Here is a 17,194-nt window from a genome sequence, read left to right on the forward strand (position 1 = left end):
TTTTCTAGAAACCCTGGCTCGGACTCAAATGCTTAAGTGAACAGCATTACGCCTCCCGCGAGGTTTTTTTTGGCCTGAGAAAGGCTGCTGCTTACGGTTATAAGCAAATCGTTATCTATTCTTTTTGTTTTCAGGCCAAAGCAGGCACATTCACTGCACAGGCTAGACACTCGACAGGAGCCGCTTTCATGAGCCTCAAACTTGGTGATATCGCCCCCGATTTCGAACAGGATTCCAGCGCCGGCAAGATCCGTTTCCACGAGTGGCTGGGCGACAGTTGGGGCGTGCTGTTCTCGCACCCCGCCGACTTCACCCCTGTCTGCACCACCGAGCTGGGCCTCACCGCCAAGCTCAAGGACGAATTCGCCAAGCGCGGCGTGAAGGCCATCGCACTGTCGGTCGACCCGGTCGACTCGCACCACCAGTGGATCGACGACATCAACGAGACCCAGCAGACCGTGGTGAATTTCCCCATCATCGCCGACGCCGACCGCAAGGTCTCGGACCTGTACGACCTGATTCACCCCAACGCCAGCGACACCTTGACCGTGCGCTCGCTGTTCGTCATCGATCCGCACAAGAAGGTGCGCCTGACCATCACCTACCCGGCCAGCACCGGCCGCAACTTCAATGAAATCCTGCGGGTCATCGACTCCTTGCAGCTCACCGACAACTACAAGGTGGCCACGCCGGGCAACTGGCAGGATGGCGACGATGTGGTGATCGTGCCGTCGCTCAAGGACGAAGAGGAACTGCGCCAGCGCTTCCCCAAGGGCTACCGCGCGGTGAAACCCTACCTACGCCTGACCCCGCAACCCAATCGCTGAATCCTCGTTGCACTGCTCTTTAGCCAAGCAGGGATTTCGGGCCGTTTCGACGGCCCTTTTTTATGGGCGATGGTTCAGTGGTATGTGTATAAATGGAATAAACAAATAAGAAAATATGATTTATGGATATATACAATGGCCTGTTACCGTTGCAGGCATCTGAAGGGGACTACTCCCGAAGCCATTCCAAGGACACGCGCACATGCTGGTTGTATCTCTCGGCGGCAGCCCCAGTACTCGTTCACGCTCCGGCGTGCTGCTCGATCAGGCTCGCCACTGGCTGCAGGCGCAGGGCGTGGAAGTGGTGACGTTCCAGGTGCGTGAGTTCCCCGCCGAGGACCTGCTGCATGCACGCTTCGACAGCCCGCAGATCAAGCACTTCCAGCAACTGGTGGCCCAGGCAGATGGGGTGGTGGTCGCCACCCCGGTGTACAAGGCTTCGTTCTCCGGCGCACTGAAGACCCTGCTCGACCTGCTGCCCGAACGCGCCCTGGAGCACAAGGTCGTGCTGCCGATCGCCACCGGAGGCAGCATCGCCCACATGTTGGCCGTGGACTACGCGCTCAAGCCGGTGCTCTCGGCACTCAAGGCGCAGGAGACCCTGCACGGGATCTTCGCCGACGACAGCCAGATCACCTATGCCGACGCCACCCAGCCCGCACGGCTGGCCGATGCCCTGCAGGCGCGACTGCTCGATTCGCTGGAGACCTTCCACGCGGCGCTGGCCCGACGCCCCAGGCCGGTCGCGCCCGGCGTGCTCGAAGAGCGGCTGATCAGCGCGCGCTGGAGCATCTGAACCGCTTTCACCGCTTTTCCACCTTACTCGCCCGCCAACGAGACGAGCAGGTGCAACCCGACCCTCATTCGCACAGGAGAGCGCCATGCGCACCGTCCTTCTGCGTCGTGGTCTGGTCGCCCTGTTCGCGGCGGCCGTAGCCCTCGGCGTGACCCAGCAAGCCCAGGCCGAAACCTTGCGTATCGGCTATCAGAAATACGGCACCCTGGTGCTGCTCAAGGCCAAGGGATCGCTCGAGAAGCGCCTGGCCGAGCAGGGCGTACAGGTGCAGTGGACCGAGTTCCCCGGTGGGCCACAGCTGCTCGAAGGGCTGAATGTCGGCTCCATCGACTTCGGCGTCACCGGCGAAACTCCGCCGGTGTTCGCCCAGGCGGCCGGCGCCGACCTGCTCTACGTCGCCTATGAACCGCCTGCGCCCCACAGCGAGGCGATCCTGGTGCCCAAGGATTCGCCGATCCAGTCGGTGGCCGCCCTCAAGGGCAAGAAGGTCGCCCTGAACAAGGGCTCCAACGTGCATTACCTGCTGGTTCGCGCCCTGCAGGACGCGGGCCTGCAATATTCCGACATCCAACCCGTATACCTGCCGCCGGCCGATGCCCGCGCCGCCTTCGAGCGCGGCAGCGTCGATGCCTGGGTGATCTGGGATCCGTACCAGGCGGCTGCCGAGCAGCAGTTGCAGGCGCGCACCCTGCGTGACGGCCAGGGCCTGGTCGACAACCATCAGTTCTACCTGGCCACGCGTCGCTACGCCACCGAACACCCTGCCGTGATCAGTGCGCTGATCGAGCAGGTGCGCGAGGTCGGCCAGTGGTCCCAGGCCAATCCCCAGCAAGTGACCGACCAGGTCGCGCCGCTGTTGGGCCTGCCGGCGGACATCACCCTGACCTCGGTCAAGCGCCAGGGCTATGGTGCTGCACCGCTGACGCCCGAGGTGGTGGCGGCGCAGCAGAAGATCGCCGACACCTTCCACAGCCTGAAGCTGATTCCCAAACCGCTGAGCATCAAGGAGGCGATCTGGACGCCCGCGGCAAAGGTCGCCAGCGCACCCTGAACCCCTTCGCGTGCCGTGGCGTGGCTGCGGCGCAAACCCCTTGAGGAGACCACTCCAATGAGCCTGAACATCTTCTGGTTCCTGCCCACCCACGGCGACGGCAAGTACCTGGGCACCAGCGAAGGCGCGCGCGCCGTCGATCATGGCTACCTGACACAGGTCGCCCAGGCCGCCGATCGTCTCGGTTTCGGCGGCGTACTGATTCCCACCGGCCGGTCCTGCGAGGACTCCTGGCTGGTGGCCGCCTCGCTGATCCCGGTGACCGAGCGCCTGAAGTTCCTCGTCGCCCTGCGTCCGGGCATCATCTCGCCCACCGTGGCGGCCCGCCAGGCGGCGACCCTCGATCGCCTGTCCAACGGACGCGCGCTGTTCAACCTGGTGACCGGTGGCGATCCGGACGAGCTGGCCGGCGATGGCCTGCACCTGAATCACCAGGAGCGCTACGAGGCCTCGGTGGAGTTCACCCGCATCTGGCGCAAGGTGCTCGAAGGCGAGGTGGTGGACTACGACGGCAAGCACATCCAGGTCAAAGGTGCCAAGTTGCTCTACCCGCCGATTCAGCAGCCGCGTCCGCCCCTGTACTTCGGCGGCTCCTCCGAGGCTGCCCAGGACCTGGCGGCCGAACAGGTCGAGCTGTACCTGACCTGGGGCGAGCCGCCCGAGGCGGTGGCCGAGAAGATCGCCGCCGTGCGCGAGAAGGCCAGGGCCCAGGGCCGCGAAGTACGCTTCGGCATCCGCCTGCACGTGATCGTGCGCGAGACCAACGCCGAGGCCTGGGCGGCGGCCGAACGGCTGATCTCGCACCTGGACGACGACACCATCGCCCGCGCCCAGGCTTCCCTGGCGCGTTTCGACTCGGTCGGCCAGCAGCGCATGGCGGCGCTGCACAAGGGTCGCCGCGATCAGCTGGAGGTGAGCCCGAATCTGTGGGCGGGCGTGGGCCTGGTGCGCGGCGGCGCCGGCACCGCGCTGGTGGGTGACGGCCCGACCGTGGCGGTGCGGGTGCAGGAATACGCCGACCTGGGCATCGATACCTTCATCTTCTCGGGTTATCCACACCTGGAGGAATCCTACCGAGTGGCCGAGCTGCTGTTCCCGCACCTGGACGTGCAGCGTCCACAGGCGGCGGCCAGCGCCGGCTATGTCAGCCCGTTCGGCGAGATGGTGGCCAACGACATCCTGCCCAAGTCCGTGTCGCAGAGCTGAGGGGTCGATCATGAGTGGTGAGATTTCTTCCTCCCTGGGCAGACGCCTGGCGCCCTGGGCGCTGCCGGTGCTGTTGCTGGCCGTGTGGCAGCTGTCGGTCAACGCCGGCTGGCTGTCGACACGCATCCTGCCCGCCCCCAGCGCGGTGGTCGCCGCAGGGGTCGAGCTGGTGCGCAGCGGCGAACTCTGGACCCACCTGGCGATCAGCGGCTGGCGTGCAGCGGTCGGCTTCGTGATCGGTGGCAGCCTTGGCCTGCTGCTGGGGTTCATCACCGGTCTGTCGAGCTGGGGCGAGCGGCTGCTCGACAGCTCCATGCAGATGATCCGCAACGTACCGCACCTGGCGCTGATCCCGCTGGTGATCCTGTGGTTCGGCATCGACGAGTCGGCGAAGATCTTTCTCGTCGCGCTGGGCACCTTGTTCCCCATCTACCTCAACACCTACCACGGCATTCGCAATGTCGACCCGGCCCTGGTGGAGATGGCGCGTAGCTACGGGCTGTCCGGCTTCGCCCTGTTCAGTCAGGTGATTTTGCCCGGTGCGCTGCCTTCGATCCTGGTGGGGGTGCGCTTCGCCCTGGGCTTCATGTGGCTGACCCTGATCGTCGCCGAGACCATCTCGGCCAACGCCGGCATCGGCTACCTGGCGATGAACGCCCGCGAATTCCTGCAGACCGACGTGGTGGTGTTGGCGATCGTGCTGTACGCCGTGCTCGGCAAGCTGGCCGACCTCGCCGCCCGCGGCCTGGAGCGCGTGTGGCTGCGCTGGCATCCGGCCTATCAAGTGGCCCGGCAGGGAGGTGGCCGATGACCGTGCTCAACGAACGTCCGCCACAACTGCTGCGTGGCATTCCGCTGGCCGCCGACGGCCTGCGCAAGTCCTTTGGTTCGCGTGAAGTGCTGCGCGGCATCGACCTGCACATTCCCGCCGGGCAATTCGTCGCCGTGGTCGGGCGCAGCGGTTGCGGCAAGAGCACCCTGCTGCGCCTGCTGGCAGGTCTCGACCAGCCCAGTGCAGGGCAGTTGCTGGCCGGCAGTGCGCCCCTGGCCGAGGCTCGCGAGCAGACCCGGCTGATGTTCCAGGATGCGCGCCTGCTGCCCTGGAAAAAGGTGATCGACAACGTCGGCCTCGGCCTGTCCGGCAACTGGCGTCCACGGGCGCTGGAAGCGCTGGAGGCGGTCGGCCTGGCCGACCGCGCCCATGAGTGGCCGGCCGCGCTGTCCGGTGGCCAGAAGCAGCGCGTGGCCCTGGCGCGCGCGCTGATCCACCAGCCGCGCCTGCTGTTGCTGGACGAACCCTTGGGTGCACTGGATGCGCTGACCCGCATCGAGATGCAGCAACTGATCGAGCGCCTGTGGCGTCAGCATGGATTCACCGTGTTGCTGGTCACCCATGACGTCAGCGAGGCCGTCGCCGTCGCCGACCGGGTGATCCTGATCGAAGACGGCGCCGTGGGGCTGGACCTCAGCGTCGATGTCGCCCGCCCCCGGGCACGTACCTCGCATCGCCTGGCCGCACTGGAGAACCAGGTGCTCGAACGCGTTCTTTCCGTACCGGGCATACCGCCCGACCCGGAGCCCGTAGCCCCTTTGCCCACGCAATTGCGTTGGGCTCACTGAACCTCCCAAGCCAAGCAGAAGGAATCACAGCATGACCATCAAAGCGATCAACGTACGCAACCAGTTCAAAGGCACCGTCAAGGAGATCCTCGAAGGCCCGGTACTGTCGGAAATCGACGTGCAGACTGCCTCGGGTATCGTCACCTCGGTCATCACCACCCGCTCGGTCAAGGAACTGGAGCTGCAAGTGGGCAGCGAAGTCATCGCCTTCGTGAAGTCCACCGAAGTGTCGATCGCCAAGCTCTGAGCCGGGCGATCCATGCGAACCCCGCGCCGCAACGGCGCGGGGCAGCTGCTGCGAATCTTCAATCCACAGCCGGGCGCAATCCGCCGAACAGTGCCGTGGCCTGTCTTTCGTCGATGACCCCGCGCCAGGCGTCAGCCCGCTGATTGCGCTGGCTGGCCAGCTTCAGATGACCGGCCTCCAGGCGCGTGAAGCCTGACGCCGGCCGTTTCCTGAAGTGGAAGTGCGCGTACCACAGCGCTTGGCCAGTGCCGGCATCGTCTATCCGGTACTCCTCCAGGTATTCGCTCGGCTGGCCGTGCTTGTTCTTCGCCGGCTCCAGCACCCGCGACCAGCGAATCCTCACCTGATCTTCGCCATGCAGATATTCCAGATGAGCAGCCGTCGGCTCCGAGAGTGCCTTGATCTGGTCGATTCTCAGCCGCTTGCCTAGAAGCCGCAGGTCGCTGGCCGCCCGCTGTACCTGCTGCACCAGCGCGCGCTGGACCGGGCTCAGTGTGTCGGCCCCCTCGCGCAGCACGCTCCGAGCCAGGTCCTCCAGGGTGGTGGCATAGCCATCGGCAAGGTCCTGCAGGCTGGCTGGCGCCATGTTCATCTGTTGGTAGCGTTGGAGATTGGCCCGTTGCCGCGGTACCTCGTCCAGACGCTTGCCGGCGCTGATCAGCAGGGAGGACAAAGTACCCGACGGCGCCGCTGGAGCGCTCGTCGACGCTTGCCAACGGTTGTCCATGGAACGGGTGAACATGGCCCCCGGTTCCTGTGGCAAGCCGCTGCTGACCACCATGCGCGGCTCACCATCGACGCTGACCTCCCGTCCGATCAGCAACTGCTGGTCGACGGTTTCGAACAACCGCGGGCGCTGGGGGCCATGGCGCACCGCGGGCGGTCTTCGTACGGGGGCGGAGGCAGCCAGTGCCTGTTCGACTTCCTCGATCAACCTGGCCAACTCCTGGCGAAGAGGGCGAGTGCTCTGAGCGGTGACGAATTCCGGAAAATCATCCTGCCAACTGAGCAGGAAGCTGTCGAATCGCTGATAACGGGCTCTGACCTGCAACAGGAAGCGGTGCTCCTGTGCCCGGCTCAGGCCCGCCGAAGCCAGGTCCTGATGACTGAACAGCTGGCTGCGCAACGGGGTGAGCTCGCGGTTGACCTGACGCAGTGCCAGCAACAGATCGCCGCTGAGTGCCGATGGCAGTTGCAGCACGTTTGCCGCTTCGATGGACAGGCGCACGACCCTGTAGCTGTTGGGATCCAGCGGCAGATCCAAGGCGTCGAGGTTCAGGGTGTAGGTGGTGAGGTTGGCGCCTTGCAACCGGTTCTTCAGCGCTGCCGCGCGATGCAGCTCACGCTCCATCTGGCCGAGGGCCTGGGTCAGAAGTCGCTGTTGCGCGCGAAGCGCTTTCATCTGCGCCAGCAGATCGACGGGACCCGCTTCGATCGACGCCTGCACACGCAGCACATCCTCGTAGTGAGCGAACAGCTGCATGTGGCGCAGGCGAATCAGCGCTGGATGCTGGTGGGCGATATTGTAGGCCAGTCCGTCGCGCAGCCGTCGTTGCGGGTTGCCCGCCAACGCACGGATACCCCGCAGGCGCTCCAGACCCTGCTCATGCAAGTTCACGAAGTCCTGCAACTGGTCGCCGTAGGCGTTGCGCGCGTGCCTGACCGCGTCCGACAGCGGTGAGCCGGGCACCTGATTGGCGACCAGCGTTCGCAGGGCCTCCTGACTGGCGATCAGGCGGCTTTGCGCGCTGAGCCGTCCCTGATCGATCTCCAGCAGCAGGTCTTCGGGAGACAGCAGTGCAGGTGGCCGGCCCAGATAGGCGCGCAGATTTTCCCAACCGCGCTGGTACAGACGACCCAGGTACGCACCGCCCCCGCCAAGCCCATTGTCCACCAGGTGGCCACTGACCCGGCCATGGGACTCCCAGGCGCCCTGGGCGTTGAGCCTGATGGGTTGTTTGTAGGTGCGCAGGGCATTGCCTGAAAGACGCCAGGTTCGGTAGGTGGGGTCCCACTCGACCGAGTAGTGCTGGCCTTGATGCAGAATGTAGTCGGCGTTGCTCTCGACATGCCGGTAGACGCCTCGGCCATGCACTTCGGGGTGATCCTTCCAGCGACCGGAGGGGCTTTGGCTCGCATAGCCGGCGAAGGGCTGGGGGCGGGTGCGGCGCGTCAACACAGGCGGGCGCGGGGCGAGCTGGCTCTGGCGGGCGAGGGTGCGGGCATGGGCGGGCGTGTGGACGGAGCCGGGCAACAGCGCCGTGCCCAGGTCGAAAGCGGCGTCGGCCAGCGACAGGAATACGCTGTTCAGGTGCGCGATGCCTTCGGCAGGGTCGTTGCGCAGAAACGCCTCGACGCTGGCATTGGCAGCATGCCAGCCGTCGTACAACGCCACCAGCGCGCCGACCCCAGGCAGAAAGCCCAACGCCAGCTTGATGTAGTCGTACACCCGGCCATGGCGGATGGCCTCGCGCTCCATGTACAGGTCGGCCTTGCTGCGCGAAGACGCACGGTGCTCCATGACCAGCCGCCCCATGAGCAATCGGGCCTGTACTTCGGCGACCGATTCCGAGCGGGCGATGCCGACCTCGATGAACCCGCAGAACTGTTCGAGCAGCGCCTGATCGATGTAGGACCGGTGCTTGTCGTACTCGCCGTCGATCGGTAGCGCGGCGAGGTAGTCGCGCATGGGCGCATCCAGCGCCATGAACTCGAGGCTCCGGCAGGCCGCCTGGCGATCGTCATGCTGGGTCACTACCTTGCCGTTCGGTGCGTCGGGCATCAGCAGCAGCACTGGACCGTTGTCGGGTTCGACCAGGAAGATCCCGGACAGCGCCACGCGATGGCTGGTGCCATCGAGCGCGGTGCCCGGCCTCAGGTCCAGGTCATGGTGACGCACGCTGGGCGCGTTGCAGCCAGTGCACTGCTCCTGGCAGAACCGTTCGAGCACGGCCTGGCCCCGAGCGTCCAGCGATCGTGGATGGCTCAGCGTCAGAATCTTCAAAGCGCATTCGTACGGGGCCCGCAGCACCTCCTGGCGCCACTGCGCTTGCCATTGGGTCTGCTCGGCAGCACCTTTGAAGGCATCGATGATCGTCTGTTCGTAGGCACCGGCAAGATCCAGCGTGCCTGACAACTGCGCGATCGCTGGCGGGTCGAGATGGCTTTGCAGATCGGCGGCGAGCGTCGCGTCGTCGAAGATCACCCTGGCATCGCTCAGGCGCTGGCTCAAGTCGTCGTCCAGGGCCCAGAGCAGAAATGTCTGCAACGGTATCTCGCTGCGTTCGGCACTGAACGTGATGGTCTGCTTGTAGGCCTGTCCGAAACCCGACTCAGGCAGGGGGACCTGTGTGACGACGGTTCGATCGGCAATGTCCAGGCGGATATCCGATACGCGTGTCAATCCGTAGGTCTTGCCTAGATGCTCATGCAGGCGGCTACGGGCGAATCGTCCACGCTCGGGGAGATCTCTGGCTATCAGTGCGTCGCTGGCTCGCATGGCCTTGCGCAAGTCATCGAATGCCTTGGCGAGTCTCTCGCGCTGTGCATTGTCGAGGATGGCCAATGGGCTCAGTAACGTCTGCAAACGGTCCGTGCGGTTGCGTTCGGCCAGGCGCTCGAAGGCCTGCAGCCTGGCCGCATTGCCCGAGATGGCGATTTTCCAGCGCCATTGCGTGCCGATGGCGAGCGACGCCTCGCCCAGCAGGGCCAGTTGGGTTTGCGCCAAGTAGTCGAAGGCGTGGTTCAGGATGGGCACACGGCGTAGCTTCGGGCTGTCGCCTGGACGCGCCAGGTGTTCGATCAAGGCAGCGCCGTCCTGTGGCCACAGGGAGTCGATCAGTGCCTCGGGCCAGGCACCCTGCAGCGTGGCCAGTAACCGTTCGAACAGCTGTTCTTCGCTCTCGAAGCTGAGCAGGCCGCCGTCATGGCCGGGCTTGTACAGCAGGACGGTGGCGTCCCCAGGCTCGATGGCCTGTGCCGAGGCCGCCTGCACCATCAGCAGCCCGGTCAGCTTCCAGGTCCGGCCTGGTACGCCAACGGCCAGGGCGCTGGCCACCACGCCGCGCTGCAGGCTGGGCTCGGGCCTGTCCACCAGCGTGCGAACCCAGTGCAGATGTGGCGCCGGCAGATCGCCGAGCAGGTGCTGGAACTCGGCTTCCTGCAGCAGGTTATCGGCCAGATACGTGCTCAGGTGCTCGAAGCGACTCGACTCCCCCTGCAGTTCACTCCAACTCTGAGCCGTGAACGGTTCCGGCATCGCCGCCAGCATGGCCTGCAAGGCCGCATCCTGGGCGTCGAGCTTCGCCTGTTGCGCCCGCAGACGTTCCATGGCTGCCGATGCCGGGTCACCGTTGCCGCCCAGATAAGCGTTCAACAACTGCTCCTGGCGGTCGATGCGTCGCCGGCACCAGCCCAGAGGCAAGCGTGAGTCGAGCGCGTCGAAGTGAATCTCTTCCTCGGCCAGTTGCTCATCCATCTCCACCAGCGCAGCCAACCGCTCGCTCAGGGCCGACGGTAGCTGCCACTGCACTCTGGGCTGGGCTGTGTCCGGGGTCGGCAGCAGACTGCGCAGCAAGGTCTCGATTCCATCACCGGTCAGCGGCTGGACCTGGACCCGAGCGCTGTCTGCCTCGAGCTCGATGCCCGGCACCGAGGGCCAGAGCGTCCTGCGCCGTGCAAGGGCCCAGTGTTGCAGCGTGGGCAGGTCGCCGAATGCGCGGATGGCCACGGCGTCCTGCGGCCAGTACAGCAGCCAGCTTTCGCCTGCTTCGGCAGGCACGACCAGAAGCACTGCCTGGCTGGTCACCCCAGGCTGTTCGGGCGCTTGCCATCGCAGCCGGGCGTAGCGGCCAGTGGGCTCCAGCTCGACGCTGTCGTAGGTCCGGGCGTCGACTTCACCGAGGCCGTAATGCAGCGAGACGCTGCTGGACCAGTGTCCATGCAACAGCTGCCTGGCATGGGCCAGGCGCGAGATGGCATGCCCCGGCATGCGCGCGTGCCAGAAGCCGGTGCCCGATACGGATGCCTGGTCGAACAGCGCCTGGAGATTTTCCCCGGCCTGGCGCCGGTCGGCCTCGGCCTGGATCAGCGCATTGCCTCGACCGGCTGGAAGACCGACCTGTGCAGGCGATGGGGCGGTGTGTACGGGGGCATCGAGGTCGAGCCCGAGCAGGCTGGGTGACGCTGGAAGATCACTTGGCATTGGCAGTGTCCCGGTCGGTTGAGGGTCGCAAGGCCCTCATTACAGCGCCGGTTCGACTGCCAGCTGCGTTACATAGTGTTACTCACAGGGCATGATCGCCTGGCCAGGTAGGGCGGCAGATAGGCGCCCAGGTACGCCTCGCAGACCCGCATGGCTTCTTCGGCCAGGCGCTCGGTGATGGTGCCGTGCTGCTGGATGGAGTGCGCATAGACCCGGTCGGTGATGGCCATGGCCAGGGCGAAGACATCGATCTCGGTCGGCAGCTGCGGAAGATGGAAATACCGATCGAACAGCGCCTGCATGCGCTTGCCCAGTTGCAGGTCGTGGTGACGATCCGCCTGGGCCACGTCGCTGAGGCCGTGCTGGGCGAGAATCAGCTGTCTGGCAGCGGCATCCTCGTTGTACAGGGCGATCATGCGCTGCTCGATCAGCCGCGAAAGCGCCCTCCACGAATCCAGCGCTTCAGGTGCCACGGGCGCCTGCAGGGCTTCACGAAAGGCACGGTGCACGTCTGCGGTGAGGGCTTCGAGCAGCGCCGGTACGCTGGCGAAGAAATGGTAGACCGACGACGGCGGAATCTGCGCCCGCTCGGCCACGCCATAGATGGACAGCGCGCCGACACCCTCTGCGGCCAGCAACTCGCGCGCAGCGGCCAGTATCGTGGCGATCCTGGCCTGGCTGCTGGCCCGCGGCTTGCGCGCGGCGGTGCCGCGGCTCATCAGTTGCTGATGGCCAGGATACTGGCCTGGTAGGCACCGACGAACAGATCGAAATCCCCGACCTCCTGCTGTTCCAGGCGCGATTGCTCGGCCAGGGATTCGCGGGCCAGGGATTCGAAGGCCTGCTGTTGTTCGGCCGACAGCGGTTGCTGGCGAAACTGTTCGGCATGCAGCCGGCTCTGGCGCAGGGAGAAGTCGACGAACGACTCGTCGTGCTCGGTCATGCGTGCCAGCACCTGCGCAGAAGGCGTGAGTTCCGGATCGTCGACCTTGGCCTGCTGTTCGGCCAGCGCCTGGGCGTGATCGTCGCCGCCATTGGCGCGATCGAGCAGTTCAGCCAACTGGCCGATGCGCGCGAGCAGCTCGCTGGCCCAGGTCCTGAGCGGCACCGGCTCACCGTCACGCTGCAATTCCAGCCCTGGGCGCCGACCTTCCTTGACCACGCTGAGGAAGTTGCCCGAGCACTGGCCGCACTCGCTGTTGTCCAATTGAGGGCTGTCCTCCAGGGCGCAGAACAGCAGGAAGGCATCGAGAAAGCGCGCTTCGGTGAGGTCGATGCCCACCGGCAGGAACGGGTTGATGTCCAGGCAGCGCACCTCCACATACTGCACGCCACGCGCGGCGAGGGCCTGGATCGGACGCTCGCCGGTGTAGGTCACGCGCTTGGGGCGGATGTTGGAGTAGTACTCGTTCTCGATCTGCAGGATGTTGGTGTTCAACTGCACCCAGTCGCCATCGACGTGGGTGCCCACTTCGACGTAAGGCGGATAAGGCGTGCCGACGGCCTTGCGCAGGCTGTCGGTGTAGCTCTCCAGATTGTTGTAGCAAGGGGTCAGCCCGGCCTGGGCATTGCTCTGGTAGCCCAGGTCGCTCATGCGCAGGCTGGTGGCGTAGGGCAGGTAGAGGGTCTGGCCATCGAGCTCTTCGAGCTGGTGCGCCTGGCCACGCAGGAAGCCTTTGTCCAGGGCCGGCGAGGCACCGAACAGGTACATCAGCAACCAGCTGTAGCGGCGGAAATTGCGGATCAGAGCGATGTAGGCCGTCGACTGGAAATCGCGGTCGCTGTCCTGGCTGGCCTCGGCCTCACGCAGCAGCGGCCAGAGGGCCTCGGGCAGCGAGAAGTTGTAGTGGATGCCGGCGATGCACTGCATGGTCCGGCCGTAGCGCAGGGCCAGGCCCTTGCGGTACACGTGCTTGAGCTTGCCGATGTTGGAGGTGCCGTACTCGGCGATCGGGATGTCCTCCTCGGCCGGCAGGGTGCACGGCATCGACGGGCTCCACAGGAACTCGTCGCCCAGCTGGGTGTAGACGAAGCGGTGGATCTCTTCGAGGTTGTCGATCACCTGCGCCGGATCGGCCAGCGCCGGCGTGATGAACTCCAGCAGCGACTCGGAGTAATCGGTGGTGATCCGCTCGTTGGTCAGCGCCGAGCCCAGCGCCTGCGGATGGGGCGTCTGGGCCAGCCGACCCTCGGCGGTCACTCGCAGGCACTCGCGCTCGATGCCGTGCAGGCACTGCCCAAGCAGGGGAAGATGGTTGCCGAGCAAGCTCAGGCGGCGATTGAGGAGGTCGCTCAAAGTGTATTCCTTCACGCGTCGGTCGCCCCGATATGGGGGTGGATATGACGGTCTACAAGGGTAGTTTCAAAGGAACTGACGTTGTCGTCTGGTCTACGCGGTTCCGATGTGGCAACCGGAGCGTTTCAGGCCCCTTCGACGAACAGTCCGCCCCGACTATCATCGGGGGACGGATTCTCCGGCGAAAGGGGCCGTGCGGCCCCATGACTCGATATCCGCGAAAATACCGCAGTTACCACTTGGTGAGCTAGAGAACCGCGAAGGTTCCCTGCGCCTTGGCCACGCGCTTGTCGCCCTGGACCACATCGGCCTCGACCACCAGGGTGCGCCTGCCGGCATGGATCACCTTGGCGATGCACAGCACCTCGCCCTCGTCGACCGCGCGCAAGTAGTTGATCTTGCACTCGATGGTCACGCTCTGCTGGTCGAAACCATGGCTGGCCGAGCAGGCCAGGCCCATGGCGATGTCCACCAGGCTGAAGATCGCCCCACCGTGCAGTTTCTGGCCGCGATTGCGCAGCTGTGCGGTCAGCGTCAGCGCGACCTGCGCCACCCCCTCTTCCAGGTGCTGCAGGCGGCAGCCCAGCAGCTGACTGAAGGCGCTTTCGACGTAGGACTTGGGCACGTCCATCATTTCTTCTTCAACTGCTTGGCGTTGGCGAACAGGGCAGCCATGGCGTTGTTGGCCGGCGCGGCGGTGGCCGTCTCACGCGCACGCGGCGCCTGCTGCGAGCGGTTACCGCCGTTGCCGCGCGCGCCGCCGCGGTTGCCTTCGACCTTCTCGCCGGGCGTGTCGCCCATGCGCATGGACAGGCCGACGCGCTTGCGCGGGATGTCCACTTCCATGACCTTGACCTTGACCACGTCACCGGCCTTGACCGCTTCGCGCGGGTCCTTGACGAATTTTTCCGACAGCGCGGAAATGTGCACCAGACCGTCCTGGTGCACCCCGATGTCGACGAAGGCACCGAAATTGGTGACGTTGGTCACCACGCCCTCGAGGATCATTCCGGGCTCCAGGTCCTTGAGGTCCTCGACCCCGTCCTGGAAGGTGGCGGTCTTGAATTCGGGGCGGGGGTCGCGACCGGGCTTGTCCAGTTCCTGGAGAATGTCGGTGACGGTCGGCAGGCCGAAGGTCTCGTCGGTGAAACGCTTGGGGTCCAGGCGCTTGAGGAAGCTGCTGTCGCCGATCAGCGAACGGATGTCGCGGTCGGTGCCAGCGGCGATGCGCTGCACCAGCGGGTAGGCCTCCGGGTGCACCGCCGAGGCGTCCAGCGGGTTGTCGCCGTTCATCACGCGCAGGAAGCCGGCGGCCTGCTCGAAGGTCTTCTCGCCCAGGCGGCTGACCTTTTTCAGCGCTGCGCGGGTGGCGAACGGTCCGTTGGCGTCGCGGTGGGCGACGATGTTCTGCGCCAGGGTGGCGTTCAGGCCCGAGATCCGCGTGAGCAGCGCCACCGAGGCGGTGTTGACGTCCACGCCCACGGCGTTCACGCAGTCTTCGACCACCGCGTCCAGACCACGGGCCAGTTTCACCTGGGAGACATCGTGCTGGTACTGGCCCACGCCAATGGACTTGGGATCGATCTTCACCAGTTCGGCCAGCGGATCCTGCAGGCGGCGGGCGATCGACACGGCGCCGCGGATCGACACGTCCAGGTCCGGGAATTCGCGGGCGGCCAGTTCCGAGGCCGAATACACCGAGGCGCCCGCTTCGGACACCATGACCTTGGTGATCTTCAGCGCCGGGTACTGCTTCACCAGTTCGGTCACCAGCTTGTCGCTTTCGCGGCTGGCGGTGCCGTTGCCGATGGCGATCAGCTCGACCGAGTGCTTGGCGCACAGCGCAGCCATGATCGACAGGGTGCGGTCCCAGTCGTTCTTCGGCGCATGCGGGTACACGGTGGTGTGGTCCAGCAGCTTGCCGGTGGCATCGACCACGGCGATCTTGCAGCCGGTGCGCAGGCCCGGGTCGAAGCCCAGGGTCGCGCGCGGGCCGGCTGGCGCGGCCAGCAGCAGGTCGTGCAGGTTGTGGGCGAAGACGTTGATCGCCTCGCCTTCGGCAGCGTCGCGCAGTTCACCGAACAGGTCGGTTTCCAGGTGGGTGTACAGCTTGACCTTCCAGGTCCAGCGCACCACTTCGCCCAGCCACTTGTCGGCAGGACGGCCACGGTTGTCGATACCCACGTGCTGGCCGATCATCGACTCGCAGGGGTGCAGGCTGCCCGGCAACTCCTCGCCCACCTTCAGCGATGCGCTCAGCACCCCTTCGTTACGGCCGCGGAAGATCGCCAGGGCACGGTGCGACGGCGCCGTGCGCAGCAGTTCGTCATGGGCGAAGTAGTCGCGGAACTTCGCGCCTTCTTCTTCCTTGCCCGGCACCACGCGGGCGGTGAGCACCGCCTCGTGCTTGAGGAAGCCGCGCAGCTTGTCGAGCAGGGCCGCGTCCTCGGCGAAGCGCTCCATGAGGATGTACTTGGCGCCTTCGAGTGCGGCCTTGACGTCGGCCACGCCCTTGTCGGCGTCGACGAAACGCGCCGCCTCCGTCTCGGGGCTCAGCTGCGGGTCGGCGAACAGGCGGTCGGCGAGCTCGCCCAGGCCCGCTTCCAGGGCGATCTGGCCCTTGGTGCGGCGCTTCTGCTTGTAGGGCAGGTACAGGTCTTCCAGGCGGGTCTTGGTGTCGGCCAGCTGGATGTCGCGGGCCAGCGCCGGGGTCAGCTTGCCCTGCTCTTCGATGCTGGCAAGGATGCTGGCGCGGCGCTCGTCGAGTTCGCGCAGGTAACGCAGGCGTTCTTCCAGGTGACGTAGTTGGGTGTCGTCCAGGCTGCCGGTCACTTCCTTGCGGTAGCGGGCGATGAAGGGCACCGTCGAGCCTTCGTCCAGCAGGCCCACGGCCGCCTCCACCTGTTGCGGGCGTACCCCCAGTTCCTCGGCGATACGGCTGTTGATACTGTCCATGAGAACCACCTGAAAAGAGTGAATGCAATGAGGCCGCGGCGGCATCTGGACCCGGCGGCGCTGGATGAAAGGCGCGCATTATACCGATCGAGTCCTGCTTGCGGTGATAGCTCCAGGCCATGCCGGGCAGGGGGAACTGGCGCCGGAGGAAAAATCTGCTAACAATGCACCCGGTACGCGCCGCAGTGGCTAGGCCATAATGCGCGGCGATCTCAGAGGAGTTATTGATGACCAGCACCGCAAACCAGGCTGAAGGCGAAAAGATCCTCATCGTCGACGACGACCCAGGGCTGAGAAGCCTGCTGGAGCGGTTCTTCGTCAGCAGGGGGTTCAGACCCCGTGCAGTGCCGGACGCCGAGCAGATGGACCGCCTGCTGGCGCGCGAGGTCTTCAATCTGGTGGTGCTCGACCTCATGCTGCCGGGCGAGGATGGCCTGAGTGCCTGCCGCCGTCTGCGCGCCAGCAACAACCAGATCCCGATCATCATGCTCACGGCCAAGGGCGACGAACTCAATCGCATCAAGGGCCTCGAACTGGGCGCCGACGACTACCTGGCCAAGCCCTTCAACCCGGATGAACTGGTGGCGCGGGTCAAGGCCGTGCTGCGCCGGCAGGCGCCCAGCGTGCCGGGCGCCCCAGGCAGCGAGGACGAAATCGTCACCTTCGGCGACTACGCGTTGTCGTTGGCCACTCGCGAGCTCAAGCGTGGCGACGAAGTGCACATGCTCACCACCGGCGAGTTCGCCGTGCTCAAGGCACTGGTGATGCATGCCCGCGAGCCGCTGACGCGCGACAAGCTGATGAACCTGGCGCGTGGCCGTGAATGGGACGCCCTGGAGCGCTCCATCGACGTGCAGATCTCGCGCCTGCGACGCATGATCGAGCCCGATCCGTCGAAGCCGCGCTACATCCAGACGGTGTGGGGTGTCGGTTACGTGTTCGTGCCGGACGGAAATGCCGGTAAATGAGCCTCGGCCCTGACGTGGCAGGGCG

The 17,194-nt window shown here is 65.6% G+C and carries 13 protein-coding genes; 8 read left to right on the plus strand and 5 right to left on the minus strand.

The annotated features are described in order from the left end of the window. The first annotated feature begins 188 nt into the window (after positions 1-188). The 7 genes from IAE34_RS22535 to IAE34_RS22565 all read left to right on the plus strand — a co-directional run bounded on the left by IAE34_RS22535 (position 189) and on the right by IAE34_RS22565 (position 5,747). Positions 189-827, plus strand: a complete 639-nt coding sequence (locus IAE34_RS22535) for a peroxiredoxin (RefSeq protein ID WP_200141170.1) — start codon at positions 189-191, stop codon at positions 825-827. A gap of 202 nt (positions 828-1,029) precedes the next feature. After that, positions 1,030-1,623: an NADPH-dependent FMN reductase gene (gene ssuE / locus IAE34_RS22540; protein WP_200141171.1), complete on the plus strand. Its 594-nt coding sequence runs from the start codon at positions 1,030-1,032 to the stop codon at positions 1,621-1,623. A gap of 85 nt (positions 1,624-1,708) precedes the next feature. Next, a complete protein-coding gene (locus tag IAE34_RS22545) occupies positions 1,709-2,674 on the plus strand; it encodes a sulfonate ABC transporter substrate-binding protein (RefSeq protein WP_200141172.1) in 966 nt (321 codons plus the stop codon). 57 nt (positions 2,675-2,731) lie between these two features. Further along, the gene (gene ssuD / locus IAE34_RS22550) at positions 2,732-3,880 is read left to right on the plus strand and encodes an FMNH2-dependent alkanesulfonate monooxygenase (protein WP_200141173.1); all 1,149 of its coding nucleotides are present in this window, start codon (positions 2,732-2,734) and stop codon (positions 3,878-3,880) included. Positions 3,881-3,890: 10 nt separating this feature from the next. Further along, the gene (ssuC, locus tag IAE34_RS22555) at positions 3,891-4,691 is read left to right on the plus strand and encodes an aliphatic sulfonate ABC transporter permease SsuC (protein WP_200141174.1); all 801 of its coding nucleotides are present in this window, start codon (positions 3,891-3,893) and stop codon (positions 4,689-4,691) included. Next, positions 4,688-5,500, plus strand: coding sequence for an aliphatic sulfonates ABC transporter ATP-binding protein (gene ssuB, locus IAE34_RS22560; protein ID WP_200141175.1), 813 nt, complete (start codon positions 4,688-4,690; stop codon positions 5,498-5,500). The genes ssuC and ssuB overlap by 4 nt, the downstream gene beginning before the upstream one ends. A 31-nt stretch (positions 5,501-5,531) precedes the next feature. Further along, a complete protein-coding gene (locus tag IAE34_RS22565) occupies positions 5,532-5,747 on the plus strand; it encodes a TOBE domain-containing protein (RefSeq protein WP_008095172.1) in 216 nt (71 codons plus the stop codon). Positions 5,748-5,805: 58 nt separating this feature from the next. Here the strand turns inward: IAE34_RS22565 and IAE34_RS22570 are convergent, their stop codons facing one another. From IAE34_RS22570 to IAE34_RS22590, 5 genes are all read right to left on the minus strand, one after another. After that, on the minus strand, positions 5,806-10,950 hold the full coding sequence (locus tag IAE34_RS22570; protein ID WP_200141176.1) for a hypothetical protein: 5,145 nt from the start codon (positions 10,948-10,950) through the stop codon (positions 5,806-5,808). A gap of 68 nt (positions 10,951-11,018) precedes the next feature. Continuing rightward, the gene (locus IAE34_RS22575; RefSeq protein WP_200141177.1) at positions 11,019-11,669 is read right to left on the minus strand and encodes a TetR/AcrR family transcriptional regulator; all 651 of its coding nucleotides are present in this window, start codon (positions 11,667-11,669) and stop codon (positions 11,019-11,021) included. Further along, a complete protein-coding gene (gene gshA / locus IAE34_RS22580) occupies positions 11,669-13,246 on the minus strand; it encodes a glutamate--cysteine ligase (RefSeq protein WP_233631317.1) in 1,578 nt (525 codons plus the stop codon). The genes IAE34_RS22575 and gshA overlap by 1 nt, the downstream gene beginning before the upstream one ends. A gap of 247 nt (positions 13,247-13,493) precedes the next feature. Further along, entirely contained in the window at positions 13,494-13,877 is a 384-nt protein-coding gene (locus IAE34_RS22585) for a PaaI family thioesterase (RefSeq protein ID WP_200141179.1), read from the minus strand. Further along, a complete protein-coding gene (locus IAE34_RS22590; protein ID WP_200141180.1) occupies positions 13,877-16,201 on the minus strand; it encodes a Tex family protein in 2,325 nt (774 codons plus the stop codon). The genes IAE34_RS22585 and IAE34_RS22590 overlap by 1 nt, the downstream gene beginning before the upstream one ends. A gap of 227 nt (positions 16,202-16,428) precedes the next feature. On the opposite strand from IAE34_RS22590, the gene ompR reads away from it, so the two are divergent. After that, positions 16,429-17,169 carry an osmolarity response regulator transcription factor OmpR gene (gene ompR / locus IAE34_RS22595; RefSeq protein ID WP_200141181.1) on the plus strand — a complete coding sequence of 247 codons (741 nt, stop codon included), beginning with the start codon at positions 16,429-16,431 and terminating at the stop codon, positions 17,167-17,169. Positions 17,170-17,194: the final 25 nt, after the last annotated feature.

Source organism: Pseudomonas sp. S30 (genome assembly GCF_016518545.1).
GTDB lineage: Bacteria > Pseudomonadota > Gammaproteobacteria > Pseudomonadales > Pseudomonadaceae > Aquipseudomonas.

What these genes read in the sequence shown, in the direction of transcription:
- IAE34_RS22535 (WP_200141170.1), top strand. Translation starts at nt 189, where the DNA reads ATGAGCCTCAAACTTGGTGATATCGCCCCCGATTTCGAACAGGATTCC.
- ssuE (WP_200141171.1), top strand. Translation starts at nt 1,030, where the DNA reads ATGCTGGTTGTATCTCTCGGCGGCAGCCCCAGTACTCGTTCACGCTCC.
- IAE34_RS22545 (WP_200141172.1), top strand. Translation starts at nt 1,709, where the DNA reads ATGCGCACCGTCCTTCTGCGTCGTGGTCTGGTCGCCCTGTTCGCGGCG.
- ssuD (WP_200141173.1), top strand. Translation starts at nt 2,732, where the DNA reads ATGAGCCTGAACATCTTCTGGTTCCTGCCCACCCACGGCGACGGCAAG.
- ssuC (WP_200141174.1), top strand. Translation starts at nt 3,891, where the DNA reads ATGAGTGGTGAGATTTCTTCCTCCCTGGGCAGACGCCTGGCGCCCTGG.
- ssuB (WP_200141175.1), top strand. Translation starts at nt 4,688, where the DNA reads ATGACCGTGCTCAACGAACGTCCGCCACAACTGCTGCGTGGCATTCCG.
- IAE34_RS22565 (WP_008095172.1), top strand. Translation starts at nt 5,532, where the DNA reads ATGACCATCAAAGCGATCAACGTACGCAACCAGTTCAAAGGCACCGTC.
- IAE34_RS22570 (WP_200141176.1), bottom strand. Translation starts at nt 10,950, where the DNA reads ATGCCAAGTGATCTTCCAGCGTCACCCAGCCTGCTCGGGCTCGACCTC.
- IAE34_RS22575 (WP_200141177.1), bottom strand. Translation starts at nt 11,669, where the DNA reads ATGAGCCGCGGCACCGCCGCGCGCAAGCCGCGGGCCAGCAGCCAGGCC.
- IAE34_RS22585 (WP_200141179.1), bottom strand. Translation starts at nt 13,877, where the DNA reads ATGGACGTGCCCAAGTCCTACGTCGAAAGCGCCTTCAGTCAGCTGCTG.
- IAE34_RS22590 (WP_200141180.1), bottom strand. Translation starts at nt 16,201, where the DNA reads ATGGACAGTATCAACAGCCGTATCGCCGAGGAACTGGGGGTACGCCCG.
- ompR (WP_200141181.1), top strand. Translation starts at nt 16,429, where the DNA reads ATGACCAGCACCGCAAACCAGGCTGAAGGCGAAAAGATCCTCATCGTC.